This window comes from Parapedobacter sp. (genome assembly GCF_035556095.1).
Taxonomy (GTDB): Bacteria; Bacteroidota; Bacteroidia; order Sphingobacteriales; family Sphingobacteriaceae; genus Parapedobacter.
The window spans coordinates 175,764-192,066 of record NZ_DATMFT010000025.1 but is presented as its reverse complement, the minus strand read 5'-3'; the positions used below and the strand labels follow the sequence as shown (position 1 = coordinate 192,066).

Annotated in this window: 9 protein-coding genes; 8 read left to right on the top strand and 1 reads right to left on the bottom strand. The window is 50.1% G+C overall.

What is annotated here, in order from left to right; genetic code table 11:
• Positions 1 to 54: 54 nt before the first annotated feature.
• Positions 55 to 2,013, top strand: coding sequence for a sensor histidine kinase (locus VNQ80_RS16450; RefSeq protein ID WP_325640647.1), 1,959 nt, complete (start codon positions 55 to 57; stop codon positions 2,011 to 2,013).
• A gap of 18 nt (positions 2,014 to 2,031) precedes the next feature.
• Here the strand turns inward: VNQ80_RS16450 and VNQ80_RS16445 are convergent, their stop codons facing one another.
• Entirely contained in the window at positions 2,032 to 2,784 is a 753-nt protein-coding gene (locus tag VNQ80_RS16445; protein ID WP_325640645.1) for a segregation and condensation protein A, read from the bottom strand.
• 173 nt (positions 2,785 to 2,957) lie between these two features.
• Here VNQ80_RS16445 and dxs point away from each other — a divergent pair, with 173 nt between their 5' ends.
• The 7 genes from dxs (at position 2,958) to VNQ80_RS16410 (ending at position 16,260) form a co-directional block, all read left to right on the top strand.
• Positions 2,958 to 4,886: a 1-deoxy-D-xylulose-5-phosphate synthase gene (dxs, locus tag VNQ80_RS16440; protein WP_325640643.1), complete on the top strand. Its 1,929-nt coding sequence runs from the start codon at positions 2,958 to 2,960 to the stop codon at positions 4,884 to 4,886.
• A 69-nt stretch (positions 4,887 to 4,955) separates the two neighbouring features.
• Positions 4,956 to 6,098: an acyloxyacyl hydrolase gene (locus VNQ80_RS16435; protein ID WP_325640641.1), complete on the top strand. Its 1,143-nt coding sequence runs from the start codon at positions 4,956 to 4,958 to the stop codon at positions 6,096 to 6,098.
• 224 nt (positions 6,099 to 6,322) lie between these two features.
• On the top strand, positions 6,323 to 7,972 hold the full coding sequence (gene pafA / locus VNQ80_RS16430; protein WP_325640639.1) for an alkaline phosphatase PafA: 1,650 nt from the start codon (positions 6,323 to 6,325) through the stop codon (positions 7,970 to 7,972).
• Between the two features lie 132 nt (positions 7,973 to 8,104).
• Positions 8,105 to 10,906 (top strand): excinuclease ABC subunit UvrA, encoded by a 2,802-nt coding sequence (gene uvrA / locus VNQ80_RS16425; protein ID WP_325640636.1) that lies wholly within the window; start codon positions 8,105 to 8,107, stop codon positions 10,904 to 10,906.
• Positions 10,907 to 10,985: 79 nt separating this feature from the next.
• Entirely contained in the window at positions 10,986 to 11,573 is a 588-nt protein-coding gene (locus VNQ80_RS16420) for an RNA polymerase sigma-70 factor (RefSeq protein WP_325640634.1), read from the top strand.
• Between the two features lie 107 nt (positions 11,574 to 11,680).
• Positions 11,681 to 12,877: a FecR family protein gene (locus VNQ80_RS16415; protein ID WP_325640632.1), complete on the top strand. Its 1,197-nt coding sequence runs from the start codon at positions 11,681 to 11,683 to the stop codon at positions 12,875 to 12,877.
• A 185-nt stretch (positions 12,878 to 13,062) separates the two neighbouring features.
• The gene (locus VNQ80_RS16410; protein WP_325640630.1) at positions 13,063 to 16,260 is read left to right on the top strand and encodes a TonB-dependent receptor; all 3,198 of its coding nucleotides are present in this window, start codon (positions 13,063 to 13,065) and stop codon (positions 16,258 to 16,260) included.
• Positions 16,261 to 16,303: the final 43 nt, after the last annotated feature.

Genomic DNA, 16,303 nt, shown 5'->3' with positions numbered 1-16,303 from the left:
GGTAAAAGTAATTAAAATTTGAGATAAATTAGCACCACTTAATAACCAGCCGTTATGGATCGCTATACCCCTCTTCTTTTCGTGCTCATCGGGTATTTACTCTTCGCGATATGTCCTTCATCGTTGGCTCGGCAGGACACCCTATGGCAGGCCTTTCACCGCATTACCTTAGCCGAAGAAGAGGCTCGTGCCAAAGTTGATAGCCTCAATGCGTTCGCGAACCGCGTGATGGAGATTGATGCTAGCCTGGCCGATAGCGCATTGACCCTTGCACGGCAACTGGCCCAACGACATGCTTATGCACATGGAGAGGCGGTTTCGCTTTACCTGATATCGCACAGTGAAGAGGCTCACGGCAGCATAAAGGAAGCAGAGAAGGCTATCTTAGCTGCCATTTCCCTGTTTGAGAAAGAAAAGCCCCAATCCGTATCGATAAGGGCGTACCTGCACGCCGGATGGTTGTACCGAAGGCTGCGTGAACGGGGAAAGGCCATGGAATACGGAATGAAGGGATTAAAGCTGGCCGAGCAAGCCCGTGATACCGTGAATATCGGGAACGGCTACAACCAGCTTGCGATTCTCTATGTAGATATTGAAGATTATGATAAGGCCCTCGAATACCATCAAGAAGCCTTGCATTGGCGGCAGCTGAGCGGCAATGCCGTTTCCATAGCGCTAAGCCATGGCAATATCGGTATTGTAAACATGCGGCTCGGACATTACGACGAAGCATTGGCCGCACATAAACGGGGTGCCCAAACCGTTATCAAAGCCGGGAACCGGTCTGATGAAGCTTTTTTCTACAACGATATTGGCTCGACCTACCTTTACAAAGGAGATACGGATAGTGCTATACACTACCTCAAAAAAAGCATTGCGATGCGTGAAGCCATGCGCGAAACCAATGAAATTGCCTATACCTACAACTACCTTGGTGAAGCTTATGAAAAGGCGGGCAACGTCCGGGAGGGTGAACGGTGGATAAAAAAGGCACTCCAAACCGCGATTGAAATCGACAATACCAAGCAACACGAAGAAGCATTGGAAAGCCTGTCTGATTTTTACGCCCGCAACCAACAATACGATTCGGCGTATGTATACCTGCGTAAACACAAAGCGTATAAAGCCTCCATTGCACAGTCCGACCGTGTAAAACTTATCGATGAACTGGCGGCGCAATACGAAACTGAAAAGAAAGAACAGCAGATCGAGATCCTCAACCAACAGACGGCATTGCAGAAGCTCCGGCTACGCCAACGAGGTATCGTACTCGTTGCTGCTATTATCCTGTTGTCGGTATTGGCCGGTCTTATTTATGTTGTTCAAAACAAGCGCAAGCTCCAAACCGAAGCCCGCCTGCAGAAACGGCTCAATGAGCAGCAACAGCAAGCCGCCAAAGATGTATTGCATGCGGAAGAACGCGAGCGTCGCCGCATTGCAACTGATTTGCATGATGGCGTGGGTCAGCTGATGTCTGCGGCCTTGCTTAGCCTCCATGAGGTTAGCGCCGATACCGGCGAATCCGCTCCCGTTCGCCCCTTGCTCGAACGGGCTAAGGCGTTGGTAAGCGAGAGTTATGATGAGATGCGTAGCATCTCCCATCAGATGATACCCAATGCGCTTCTGAAAGCAGGCTTAGCGTCGTCTGTCAAGGAATTCCTTGAAAAGATAGCGGGTAAACAGCTGAAAATCCAGTTGAACGTCGTAGGATTGGATGAGCGGCTGGATGAACAGACGGAGACCGTATTGTACCGGGTCATTCAGGAAACGGTCACGAACGTAATCAAACATGCCCAGGCATCTAAACTCAGCATCCAATTGGTGCGCGACAACGACGGTATCGATGCAACGATTGAAGATAACGGTATCGGTTTCGAAACGGCCCGCACTGCTGAAGGGAAAGGTGTTGGTCTGAAAAATATTCGCTCACGGATCGCGTTGCTTAATGGCACCGTGGAAATCGACACGGCCCCCGGGAGGGGAACGGTGTTGGTCATTCAAATACCGGCTTGAACGTATGGAATCCTGTCTTTATGGGTGGGTTTTTCGCGCGGTCACCCAAAAATTGTTGAAGCCCAGTCCGCTTTGCAGTTCGAGCAACTGTTGTTGCAGCATTTCTAAAATCGCCAGGAAATTGTAGACGAATTGTACCTTGTTTTCGGAATGTCTGACTACCGCATTGAAATCGAGTTTCTCATTGATGGCCACCAGCGATGCGATGGCTTTCTTTTGCTGCTCAATGGTGTACGGATATTTCACCACGGTATGGCGCACTTCGTTACTACGTGACGTGTAGCGGTCCATTGCCCGCTCGTAAACCACCATGAGCTTATAAAGGTCAAACGTGGTGAGTTCCTCACCCTGGTCGGCATAGTCGCCCGCGATTTGCAAATCGACGACGATGTTTCCCCGTTTGGCTTGTTGGAGCCGCCCTTCTTCCAGCGCCCGTAATTGCTCCGACACATCCCTGAACTGCTTGTATAGCACCAGCTTTTGTATGAGATCCTGTTTCGGGTCTATTTCGTTACCTGCTTCATCGAGTTCTGGCCTTGGCAAAAGCATTTTCGCTTTGATGCGCATCAACGTGGCAGCCACAAATATGAATTCGCTCGCAAGTTCCATATTGAGTGCCTGTGCATGCAATAGGTAATCGAGGAAGTCGGTGGTAATCTTTGCGATGGGGATGTCGTGGATATTCAGTTCATCGCGTTCGATGAAAAAAAGCAGTAAATCAAAGGGGCCTTCAAACTGCGGTAGTTTGATTTCATATCCGTCGGGCTGCATACGGACCAAAGGTAGTGTTTCGCTGCGATATTGCCGAGCCCGTTTCGTTAAACAATCTGCCCGCTACATTGTTCCCCTTTTACGAAATGAGCAGTGTGTCGTGCGTAAAAATTCAGGGCGCCCTATATCAATATTTATTAGTTACTTTGTATCGTTTTTCCAAACCGGATATTATGGAGATTGACGCTGGAGAACTGCTGAAGAAAATAGACACGCCCGCGGACTTAAAGCGACTGAGCCAATCGGAGTTGGCAGCGCTATGCGATGAACTGCGTCAATACATCATTGACACGGTATCGACGCATGGTGGCCATTTCGCAGCAAGCCTGGGTGTTGTGGAATTGACGGTGGCGCTACATTACGTACTCAACACCCCTTATGATCAATTGGTGTGGGATGTAGGACATCAAGCTTATGGCCATAAGATCCTCACGGGGAGGCGGGAGGAGTTCCATACCAACCGCGTGTTGGGGGGAATCAGCGGATTCCCGAAGCGTTGTGAGAGTGCTTATGATGCGTTCGGGGTAGGCCACTCATCCACATCTATTTCGGCAGCATTGGGAATGGCCGTGGCATCAAATTACAAAGGGGAGACCGACCGCCAGCATGTGGCGGTAATCGGCGACGGGGCAATGACCGCAGGGATGGCGTTCGAAGCGCTCAACCACGCCGGTATCGAAAAGTCCAATTTGTTGGTCATCCTCAATGACAACTGCATGTCGATCGATCCGAATGTGGGTGCGCTGAAAGAATACCTGACCAGCATTACCACGTCGCGGCCGTGGAACCGGTTTAGGGACGACATCGCCCATGTGCTCACCAAGATTTCGGAACTTGGGCCGGATGCGCTCGGCGTGGCCAAGAAAATAGAAAAGAGTATCAAAGGAACGCTGCTCAAAAATAGCAACCTGTTCGAGTCGCTCAACTTTCGCTATTTCGGTCCGGTGGATGGGCACGATGTGAAAAGGTTGGTTAACACGTTGAATGACCTAAAGGGAATTCCCGGGCCCAAGCTGCTGCATTGCGTCACCGTGAAAGGGAAAGGGTATGCGCTGGCCGAAAAAGACCAGACCACTTGGCACGCGCCGGGACTATTTGATAAAATCACCGGTGAAATCAAAAAATCCAAGAGCGATAAACCGGTGGCTCCGAAATACCAGGAGGTGTTTGGACATACGCTCGTGGAGCTAGCCGAAAAGAATGACCGGATTATGGGTGTTACGCCGGCCATGCCATCGGGTTCGTCCATGAATATTATGATGAAAGCTATGCCCGACCGCGCATTTGATGTGGGTATCGCGGAGCAGCATGCCGTCACGTTTTCTGCCGGATTGGCTACACAGGGGCTGGTGCCTTTTTGCAATATCTATTCTAGTTTTATGCAACGCGCATATGACCAGGTGATACATGATGTAGCCATCCAGAGCCTGCATGTCGTATTTTGCCTCGACCGGGCGGGCGTAGCTGGCGCCGATGGCCCCACGCACCACGGGGCCTATGACTTGGCATACATGCGCTGTATCCCCAACCTGATCGTATCGGCTCCGATGAATGAGGAGGAGCTGCGAAACTTGATGTATACCGCGCAGCAGGAAGGGATGGGGCCGTTTGTGATTCGATACCCACGCGGGCAGGGCGTTATGCCCGACTGGAGGCGGCCGTTCAAGTCGGTCAATATCGGCGAAGGCCGTAAGTTGTGTGATGGCGAGGAGCTCGCGCTCTTGAGTATTGGGCATATCGGCAATGAAGTGACAAACGCACGGATGGTGCTTAACGAAGAGGGGATATTTCCGGCCCATTATGACTTGCGGTTCGTAAAGCCGTTGGATGAGGCCTTATTGCACGAAGTCTTCGGGAAATTCAAGAAAATCATTACCGTTGAGGACGGTTGTGTGCAGGGGGGGATGGGCAGTGCAGTATTAGAGTTCATGGTCGACCACGGTTACCAAGCCACCGTTGTACGGTTGGGCATACCGGACCAGGTAGTCGAACATGGCGAACAACAGGAATTGTGGGCGCAGTGTGGATATGACAGCGCTGCAATTGCGAATGCCGTACGGAAAATGGCCGTAAGTCGGAAAACGGATAGCTTAGCAGGTTAAAAATTTTGGCCGTAAATGGTTAAGTTTGCAGCTGCATTGATTATTGTCGCTTGCAAACTTATTTTTCCAATGATTTACCATTTTACCGTATTGCGATCCCAGTCAACCATCACCCTCGGGCTGCTCTCGTTTGTCCTGACGTTAACGAGCCCCGCTGTTGCCCAATTGGACCGCTCGAAACATGCTATTTCCGTGAAAGCTCAATATGGAATAGATGTCAATTCAGACAACCCCAACAGGAAAGACAACTACTTGTATGGCTTGCACGTAAGCTACGATAAAAATGTAGCGCATAGTAATAAGGAGTGGGTCCGCGTTTTGAACGCCAAAAATCTGTCGTTTGGCGTTACATGGCACAATCTCCACAACATGAAAGAAACCGTGGACGGTGTGGCATACGCCGGTGGGCAAGCATTCGGGGCATTGGCGGAAGCGGACTTGCAGCTTTTGAAAATAGGAAAAGTCCGGTTATTTGCCACGCCGGGGCTGGGGCTGGCATACATTACGGAGAATATCTTCACGCAACCAGCCACGTCTACCATCGGTAGCCACGTCAACCTGATGATTACTGGTGAACTCAGCTTGGAGGTGCCTGTCAGCTCAAACACGAGTCTTGTGGCTGGGGGGCATATCCAGCATTATTCCAACGGTGGTGTGGTCGTACCGAATGGCGGTTGGAACACACTTACGGGGTCGATTGGTGTGAAAATGTCGGTTGGCAACGCAGATGCATTTATGGATGAACCCGAAGATTATCGCCATATTGAGGGGAATAGTGCCGAGATTTGGTTCGGTATGGGCGTGCGCGGGAAATACCGCGACCGGCATAAGAAGTTTTTCCGTTCGGGGGCGTATGCGGGATATAACTTTTACCTAAACCGGGCCATCAGTCTCAAGGCAGGCTCACATATGGTTTACTACCACACCGTGTTTGATCCCGACCGGTTTGACGAGACATTCCAGTACTATGGATCGTCGCTCGACCCGATTCGGTGGGGTGTGGCCGCGGGTGCCGACATCTCAATGGGCCCTATTGTCATCAATGCCATGTATGGGAGGTACCTCCATTATCGCAATTATCACAACGTTAAATGGTACTGGGTCACTGGTGTACGTTATTATTTCACACCGAATGTTGGAGTACAAACCACACTCAACCTGCATGGCGTACAGGCGGACTATGCAAACTGGGGTCTGATTTTCCGGATTTGACACCCGTTTGTGCAACGAACTTGTTACGTGCTGGCTGTGATTTGGTATCAGGAATTACTAAATTAGCCGCGCATTACCCGTTAAATCACGGGTATCCTTTCTCAATAAGATACAACAACAAGAACCCGATGTGGTTAAACTAATTATTAAGCACACTGCGCTCCGCCGTTGGCGGATTAACCATTAAAGGCTCCATCTGACAACAAAGAGCAAAAAATAAACAGATGAAATTAAAGAGAACATTTTTAGCTGTAGTGGCCGTTGGTTTATTCGTAGGCCATGTTCGTGCACAGGAGCCTATTGAGCGGCCCAGGTTGGTTGTAGGGTTAATGGTTGACCAAATGCGTTGGGACTACCTGTACCGTTTTTATGAGCGCTATGGCGAAGGTGGCTTTAAGCGCCTGTTAAGGGAGGGTTTTTCCTGCGAGAATACGTATATCCCCTATGTCCCTACCTATACGGCCATTGGCCACAGTACGGTGTACACGGGCAGTGTACCCGCTATCCATGGCATTGCAGGGAACGATTTCATCATACAACAGACTGGAAAACGGATGTATTGCACACAGGATGATGATGTGAGTGGTGTGGGCACCGATAAAGATGCGGGTAAGCAGTCGCCCCGAAACCTACTTGCTTCGACCATTACCGACCAGCTCAAACTTGCCACCAATTTCCGCTCGAAAGTGATTGGCATAGCGATTAAAGACCGTGGAGGCATTCTCCCTGCGGGACATTTTGCTGACGCCGCCTATTGGTTTGAAGGTGGCTCGGGCGACTGGGTGTCGAGCAGTTTCTACATGGAGGAACTCCCGGAGTGGGTGAAGCAATTTAATACCCAGAAGTTAGCGGAAAAATACCTGCAGCAAGATTGGAATACACTTTACCCCATCGATACGTATGTGCAGAGTATTGCCGACGACAACCCTTATGAGGCCACCTACCGGGGCGAAGATGCGCCTGTATTTCCCAAAAAGCTGGGTACCTTGGTTAAAGACAACGGTTTGGGCATGATACGTGCTACCCCATTTGGCAATACGCTTACGCTGGATCTGGCTAAGGCTGCCGTGGCCAATGAGCAGATGGGGCACAACCCCCATGGTGTTACCGATTTCCTATGCGTGAGCTTGTCATCTACCGACTATGTAGGCCACCAGTTTTCGGTCAACGCCATTGAGGTTGAAGACACTTATCTGCGGCTCGATAAGGAGCTGGAGGCCTTTTTCAAGTACCTCGATGATGAAGTGGGAGCCGGCGAATATACCTTGTTTATCACTGCCGATCACGGGGCCTCTCATAACCCGTTGTTTTTTATGGATAAGCGTGGGAACGCAGGCTATTTTGATGAGCGGAATGCACTTTCGGGACTTAATGAGTTACTGGAAAAGGAATTTGGGCAAGAAAAGATGGTGCGCAGCCTGATGAACTATCAGGTACACCTCAACTACGAAACCATCGACGCCAACGATTTGGATGAAGACGATATTAAAGAACGGGCCGTTAAGTTCCTACGTACCTTGGAGGGCGTCGCCTTTGTTACCGATATGGAAAAGGCAGGCGCATCCAGTATACCCGAACGGATACGGGAACGCATTGTGAATGGCTACAACCCCAAACGCAGCGGTTGTATCCAGATTATCCTGGAGCCACAATGGTACAGCGGATCGCCGCGCTCGCGCGGCACGACCCATGGTACTTGGGCCTCATACGACGCACATATCCCATTCGTTATGATGGGCTGGGGCGTTAAGCATGGCGCTACCCACCGGGAAACACACATGACGGATATTGCACCGACGATTGCAGCGTTGCTTCACATTGAGGAACCGAACGGGAATATTGGCCAGCCTGTGCAAGAAGTATTGGGGCGGTAATATGGCCTAACGGCCAAACCGTGGCAACCCGGCCTTTTGCTTGGGTTGCCATTGTTGTTTCAAGCTTGATACTAAAAAAATTATCCGTACTTTTGTGTGCCCCCGCATCGTCACCGCGGAGGATTTATGCATATGAATATAGCAACGCTCGATCCCAAAACCCACATTATTATCAAAGGTGCACGTGTACACAACCTCAAAAATGTAGACGTGGCTATTCCGAAAAACCAGCTGGTGGTTATTACCGGCATGTCTGGTTCGGGTAAATCATCTTTGGCCTTTGATACGCTCTACGCCGAAGGCCAACGCCGTTACGTGGAAAGCCTCTCTTCCTATGCCCGACAGTTTATGGGCCGGATGAGCAAGCCAGAGGTCGATTACATCAAAGGTATTGCGCCCGCCATCGCTATTGAGCAGCGCGTCATCACGAGCAACCCCCGTTCAACGGTAGGAACATCAACGGAGATATACGATTACCTGAAGTTGCTTTACGCGCGTATCGGGCGAACATACTCGCCCATATCGGGTGAAGAAGTAAAGAAAGACACGGTTACCTCGGTAACCAATGCGGTGACCGCTTTACCGCAAGGAACCGTAGCGACAATCAGTGCGCCGCTACACCCTAGTAATAACCGCAAGTTGAAAGAAGAGCTTGCCATTCTGCTGCAGAAAGGCTTTGTACGTGTTTTTTACCAAGGTGCACTGCAAAAAATCGAGTCGTTGCTCGACGATACTTCCCTGGAAAACAAGGCTGCCAAAGCGGGCGACTTGCTGATTGTGATTGATCGGATCACGGTAGACGGCGAGGAAGACACCTCAAATCGAATTGCGGACTCGGTACAGACAGCGTTTTTCGAGGGAAAGGGTGACTGCTACGTTGAGGAAAACGGAACTGTGCACACGTTTTCAGACCGCTTTGCGTTGGATGGGATCATTTTTGAGGAGCCCATACCCAATTTTTTCAGTTTCAATAACCCATATGGAGCATGCAAGCGATGCGAAGGGTACGGAAGGGTCATTGGTATTGATCCGGATTTGGTGGTGCCCGATAAAAGCCGATCGGTATACGACGGAGCTATAGCGCCTTGGCGCGGCGAAAAAATGGGCGAATGGCTGCAAAAGCTTATCCGAAACTCGACCAAGTTCGATTTTCCCATACACCGCGCTTATGCCGACCTAACACCGGTACAACAGGAACTGCTGTGGACGGGAAATAGCCATTTCCGGGGATTGAATCAGTTTTTTATTGAGCTCGAAGAGCAAACCTATAAAATCCAATACCGGGTGATGCTTTCCCGGTACCGGGGGAAAACCAATTGCCCCGATTGCAACGGTACCCGCCTGCGTAAAGATGCGACGTACGTGAAGGTCAACGGAAAGTCTATCTCAGATGTGGTATTAATGCCGTTGGATGGAGCGTTAGCATTTTTCCAGCAACTCGAACTGACGGAGAATGAAGCTAAAATCGCCAAGCGGCTTCTTACGGAAATTTGCAACCGCCTGCAGTTCCTCACCGATGTGGGACTGAGTTACCTTACGTTGAATCGATTGTCGAATACACTTTCGGGGGGCGAGTCCCAACGTATCAACCTCGCCACTTCGCTCGGCAGCTCATTGGTGGGGTCTATCTATGTGTTGGACGAACCGAGTATCGGTTTGCATCCCCGTGACACCCAGCGTCTCATCGGGGTGCTGAAATCGTTGCGCAATGTGGGCAATACGGTGCTGGTGGTGGAACATGAGCAAGAGATGATGCAAGCGGCCGACCACCTGATCGATATCGGCCCGGAGGCTGGTGTGAATGGGGGGGAATTGGTATTTGCAGGTAGCTACACCGATATTTTGCATGATGACCATAGCCTCACCGGCAGGTACCTAAGCGGGAGGGAACGGATTCCAATACCGACCAGCAGACGTAAATGGCATGATGCAATCTTGATTAAAGGAGCCCGTGAAAACAACCTCAAAGGCATTGATGTCCGTTTTCCACTCAACGTGTTTACGGTGGTGACTGGTGTGTCCGGGTCGGGCAAGACCTCACTCGTAAAACGGATTCTGTTCCCGGCTTTGCAGAAGGCACTTGGCAATTATTCCGGCGAACAAACCGGACTTTATGACGGTATCGATGGCGACATCCAGCGGGTTGAGCAGGTTGAGTTAGTAGACCAAAACCCGATCGGGCGTTCATCCCGGTCGAACCCGGTAACATACGTGAAGGCATGGGACGAGATCCGTGCGCTTTACAGTGCACAGTCTGCCGCTAAGGCCGCTGGATTAAAGCCTGCTGCATTTTCCTTCAACGTAGAGGGGGGGCGTTGCGACGTGTGTCAGGGAGAAGGAGAGGTTAAAATCGAGATGCAATTTATGGCAGATATCGTACTACCATGTGAAGCATGCGGGGGCAAGCGCTTTAAACAGCATGTGCTCGACGTCACCTGGAAGGACAAAAACGTATCTGACATCCTCGATCTCAGCGTAGACGAAGCGCTCGAATTTTTTGGGGATCAACCGAAAATCATCGCCAAATTGCAACCCCTTGGCGATGTAGGGCTGGGGTATGTTAAACTGGGCCAGTCTTCCAGTACGCTTTCCGGTGGCGAAGCCCAACGGATTAAACTGGCATCCTTTCTCATTAAGGGCAATAATAGCAAAAATACACTGTTCATCTTTGATGAGCCCACCACCGGGCTGCATTTCCACGACATCAAGAAATTATTGAAATCATTTGATGCCTTGATTGCACAAGGAAACAGCATCCTCGTTATCGAGCACAACATGGACATGATCAAAAGTGCCGACTGGATCATCGACATCGGTCCCGAAGGTGGACAGGCAGGCGGTAACCTAGTCTTTGAAGGTACGCCTGAGGATATGGTGGAACATGCGGATACCTATACCGCACAATTTCTGACGGTGTATATGCAACCCAGTTGATCGATCCGCTTCTTTCTCTTGGTTTGGTTACATTTTTATAGTAGGTTTGTAATTGGTAATGCAATTATAAACTTATGCCATGTCTTCTGTTGATTCCTCGACTATCCGGCATTTGATGGCAGGCGACGAAGCTGCCTTCCGCGTGATTTATGACATTCATAGCGGACAGGTCTACCGGTTGGCCCTCCGTTTCCTAAAAGATACCTCCTGGAGTGAAGAAATCGTGCAGGATGTATTCCTGAAGCTATGGCTAAATCGGGAAGGGCTGGACGATCAAGGCAACCTGTGGTTGTATTTGTATGTGATAACGAAACGGTTATGCCTGAATAAACTAAGGGAAATCCGTAAATCCCCTGTGCTGTTTGAGCAATTGATGAATGGCATGGAGGTAGCCAGCCGCCCGCCCGAAGAGCAATTTATGGCAATCGAATTGGAGCAACAGGCGCAGCGCCTCATTGCCTGTCTCCCCAAACAACAACAACGGATATACAAGCTGAGTAGGGAAGAAGGCCTCTCCCACCATGAAATTGCCGAGAAACTGGGCTTGTCGCCCAATACGGTGAAAAATCACATGGTACAAGCATTGAAAACATTGAAAAATTCCCTGCACCAGTCGGGTTACACCTATCTTCTGGCGCTTGCTTTTTCAAGTTTGCTGGTAGGTTGACACAGCCTGCAAAAAAAAATCCGTTTCAACTAGTCCTACCACTCCTTATCTGTGTTCTCTTCATATAACCTTTATTACGAGGTACCCATTTATTTGCCAATAGGACAATGGACGAAAACCGTTTTCAGCTTCTGTTAAAGAAATACATTGACAACACCATCGAGCGCGAGGACTGTCACGAGTTACTGGAATACTTGGATACCATGGACACTTCCTTTGTTTCTTCGGCCATTGACCGGGTATTGCAAGCGGCCAACGACCAAACTACATTCGAGCCCGACCGTCAAAAGCACGTATATCATCAGCTTATTGCCGAAATCCACGAACGGCAGCTAACCCCTTCACAGATCAAGCCAACCAAAAAACGCTTCCTGTTTTCATTCGTAAAGGTTGCGGCGGTTCTTGTCGCAGCAATAGCGATAGGTAGTTGGTTATACAACAACAAACAGCTGGACTCAGCTAGCCTTCAAAGTAACACAACGGGAGATAGCATCCTGCTGCCCGATCGCAACCAAGCCATACTTACCCTGGCAGATGGTAGCACCATTATGTTGGATGATGCGGCAAACGGAATCTTAGCCCAGGAATCGGGCATTGAAATCACAAAGGCCGAAGACGGCAGCGTTTTTTATAAACCCGTTGAACATCCCAAACCAAACAATACGCTGGTATATAATACGTTTAGCACCCCAAAAGGCAGTACGTATCGGATTCTGTTGCCCGACGGGACGAAGGTATGGTTAAACACCGGATCGTCCATCCGTTATCCAGTCGTGTTTCCTGACGATCAAAGAACGGTATCAATCATTGGAGAAGCCTATTTCGAAGTAGCGCACGATGCTTCAAAACCTTTTTTCCTGGATGCCAACGGCAGTATCATACAGGTGCTCGGTACACACTTCAACGTGTCGGCTTATGCGGATGAAAAACAGACGACGACCACGCTGGTGGAGGGGTCGGTAAAGGTATCTAAAGACAGCAATAACGTGATCTTAGCCCCCGGACAACGGGCGGTCGTCGACGAGGTTACGGGTGCCATCAATCAGTCGGCCGCAGACGTTAGGTCGGCAATCGCCTGGAAAGATGGCTATTTCCGGTTTAACAACGAGTCTATCGAAGATATCGTCGAAAAAATATCCCGCTGGTACGATATCGAGGCAGTAGAATATGAAGGGCAATTCGATGATCGGTTTTCCGGAACATTCCAGCGTTCAAAAAATGTGGCGCAGCTCTTCAGTCATCTGGAAAAACTCGCCCCTATACACTTTGAAATCAGGGAAAGGAGGGTGGTCGTCATGAAGTAGGTATACCTTACCTCAATGACCAGAAAAAAGCCGGAAGCGTTCGCGGCGCACCCGGCACAAATGCTGGTATTGAATTAATCTGTTGAGCACATAATCAATTATTAACCAAACATTTTTGTCAAATGTATAAAAAATCTATTGTTTTTCGCCACCCTAGGCGAGATCTATTCAAATTGTTGCTAACCATGAAGCTAGTCACCGTATTGCTGACCGTAACCATCTTGCAGGCAGGCGCAAAAAGCTATGCACAAAAGGTGACCATCAACGTCAAGCATGCTTCAATCGCATCTGTATTGGACCGAATTCAGCAACAGACCGGCTACGACTTTCTGTATAACAGTATGCACTTACAGGGTACAAAAGCGGTCGACCTTAATTTCAGGAATGCTTCCTTAAATGAAGTACTGGAAGCTTGTTTTTCCGGGCAACCACTCACCTATGAGATTGAAAACACAACCGTGCTGATACACCGGAAAAAAGCAAGTAACCCGGTATCTGATACAGAAATTCTGCAACGTGAAATCTCGGGCCGCGTAACGGATCATCAAAACCAGCCGCTGGAGGGTGTTACCGTCGCGGCCAAAGGGACCAATACCGTAACTACAACCGATCGTGCAGGGCGATTTAGCCTATCGCTCCCCAACCAGGCCACGACCCTGGTCTTTACCTTGGTAGGCTTCGAGGCCCAGGAGCGTCCCATCGCCGGCTCCAATAACGTAACGGTATCCTTGTCGCCCTCCCTTAGCGATCTCGATGAGGTGGTGGTGATCGGTTATGGAAGCGTAAAAAAGAGCGACGTAACCGGGGCTATCGGATCCGTCGATCGCGACGCCATCGTGCGTACGGCCAATATACAGGCTGCCGGAGCCCTCCAAGGGCAGGTAGCCGGTGTCAATTTGCTTAAGGTAAACGGAAAGCCGGGCAACGACTACAGCATCGAAATACGGGGACTGAATTCCATCGGCAAGGGCAATGCCCCGCTCGTCGTCATCGACGGGGTGATGGGTGGCTCGCTGAACTCATTGAATCCGGCTGATATCGAAAAAATTGACGTGCTAAAGGATGCTTCCGCAACAGCCATCTATGGTTCGCGTGGATCGAACGGCGTAATCATCGTAACCACCCGGCAAGGAGTACCCGGAAAAAACCGGATCGCATACGATGGCTATGTCGGCATGAAGACACCTACCAACTTGCCGGACATGATGGATGGCCCCCAATTTGTCGCCAATTTCAACGAAATTTTAAAAAATGGGGGCACCCGCTATCTCGACGATAAGGAAAAGCAAAACATCGAAAATGGTGTCTATACGGATTGGATAGACCTCTTGTTGCAGAACGGCATACAGTCGAATCACAACGTATCCCTTTCGGGAGGAAATGAAAGCTCCCGGCATTTCTTTTCGGCGGGCTACCTGAAAGAAGAGGGAAATGTTCCTGCCGAAGAGTTCACCCGATTTACGTTGAAATCGAATATCGAGGGCAAAATAAACAACTGGATCAAGGCAGGTACCTCTACGTACGCCTCTTATGGCGTGCAAGACGAGGGATCAAACGAGGCCCTCCGGGGCGCTTACCGCCTACGGCCCACCGGCGACGCTTACGACGAAAACGGGGAGCTGCAATTCTGGCCCACTACGAGCGACAGCCAAACCCCGAACCCACTATTCGACCCACTGAACGTCAAAAATGAAACCAGAAGGGTCCGGGTATTCGGCAATCTCTTCGTTGAGGTAAACCTGTTGGACGGCCTTTCATTCCGGTCGACCATTTCACCTTATTTCGAGAATATCCGTCGCGGGAATTTTGCCGGAAAATACTCGAAGAGAAATACGGGAACCCGGAATGGAGACGCCGGATACACGAACGAGCAGAATTTCTCCTACACGTTGGACAACGTACTTTCCTACAATAAAACGGTCAGCTCCCATGCCTTTAGCGGTTTACTCGCTAATAGCATTGTATCTTTCCGCGGCGAGGGGGCATCCCAGAATGTACTGGACCTACCGTACGATTCCTTTTGGTACAACACCGGATCCGCGGGCAACATCGAAGGGGTATCGAGCTACCTGAGTGAATGGGCATTGCTCTCTTATATGGGGAGATTCAATTATTCCTTTAACGACAAATACCAGTTGACGTTGACGGGAAGAGCCGACGGATCTTCCAAGCTGGCGGCGGGTCACCAGTGGGCCTTCTTCCCCTCAGCGGCCATTGCTTGGCGGGTGAGCGAAGAGGATTTCCTTCGGGATGCCAAAGCACTTTCCAACCTCAAGCTCCGTTTGAGCTACGGGGTGGTGGGCAATGATGCCGTAGCTCCCTATTCTACCCAGGCAAGAATTGCACAGACCCTGTATGATTGGGGTGGTGATGCTGCAATTGGCTTTGCCCCCGGTGCCATTGCCAATAGAGCGTTGGGCTGGGAAAAAAGCAAAGAAGTCAACTTCGGCATCGATTTCGGCCTCTTCAAGAACCGGATTTCCGGGGTTGTAGATATTTACAGCAGGAAAACCGAGGACTTGATCCTTAGCCGGGCACTCCCTCAACACACCGGTTTTGGCTCGATTACCGCTAATGTAGGCTCCACCGCCAATAGGGGGGTGGAAGTCGCGCTCAATACCGTGAACATCCACAGCGGCAATTTCTCGTGGAAAACGACCCTTACGTTTGCCAAAAACCACAACGAAATCGTCGAACTCTACGGCGACAAAAAAGACGACCTCGGAAATAAATGGTTCATCGGCCAACCCATACAAGTACATTATGCAGAAGTTTTTGATGGGATATGGCAGCTTGATGAGGCCGAAGAGGCCGCTAAATATGGCGCAGAACCGGGCCACGTAAAGGTAAAAGACCTGAATAACGACGGCAAGATTACGGAAGTGGATAGGCAGATTATCGGCAGTCCGCTCCCCAAGTGGATCGGTGGAATGACAAATACGTTTGAGTACAAAGGGATTGATTTCTCCTTCATGCTGTACGTCCGGCAGGGGTCCATGATTTACAGCCCCTTCCATCATTCCAATTTTGCGAGGGAATGGAACGGCCGATACAACAAGCTCAACGTAAACTACTGGACGGAGACGAACCCGTCCAATGAATGGCCGGCACCAAACAACACCGGCGGTAGGGCACGCGAGGAACTGAAGGCTTATGTAGACGCCTCATTCGTTCGTGTACAGAACATTACACTGGGGTATACGTTTTCACCGAACATCCTGTCCCGCCTGAACATGTCGGGCCTACGGTTGTACCTGACGGCCAACAACCCCTTAATATTTACAGACTATGCGGGATTCGACCCCGAATGGAGTGGGCACGATACGTTTAATATGGGGGTAAGTTCAGCCACTTATTTATTTGGGGTAAACGTTTCTTTTTGACAACCCGTTGTTTAAAAACACATTCGGACTCTTTACCCTTGTG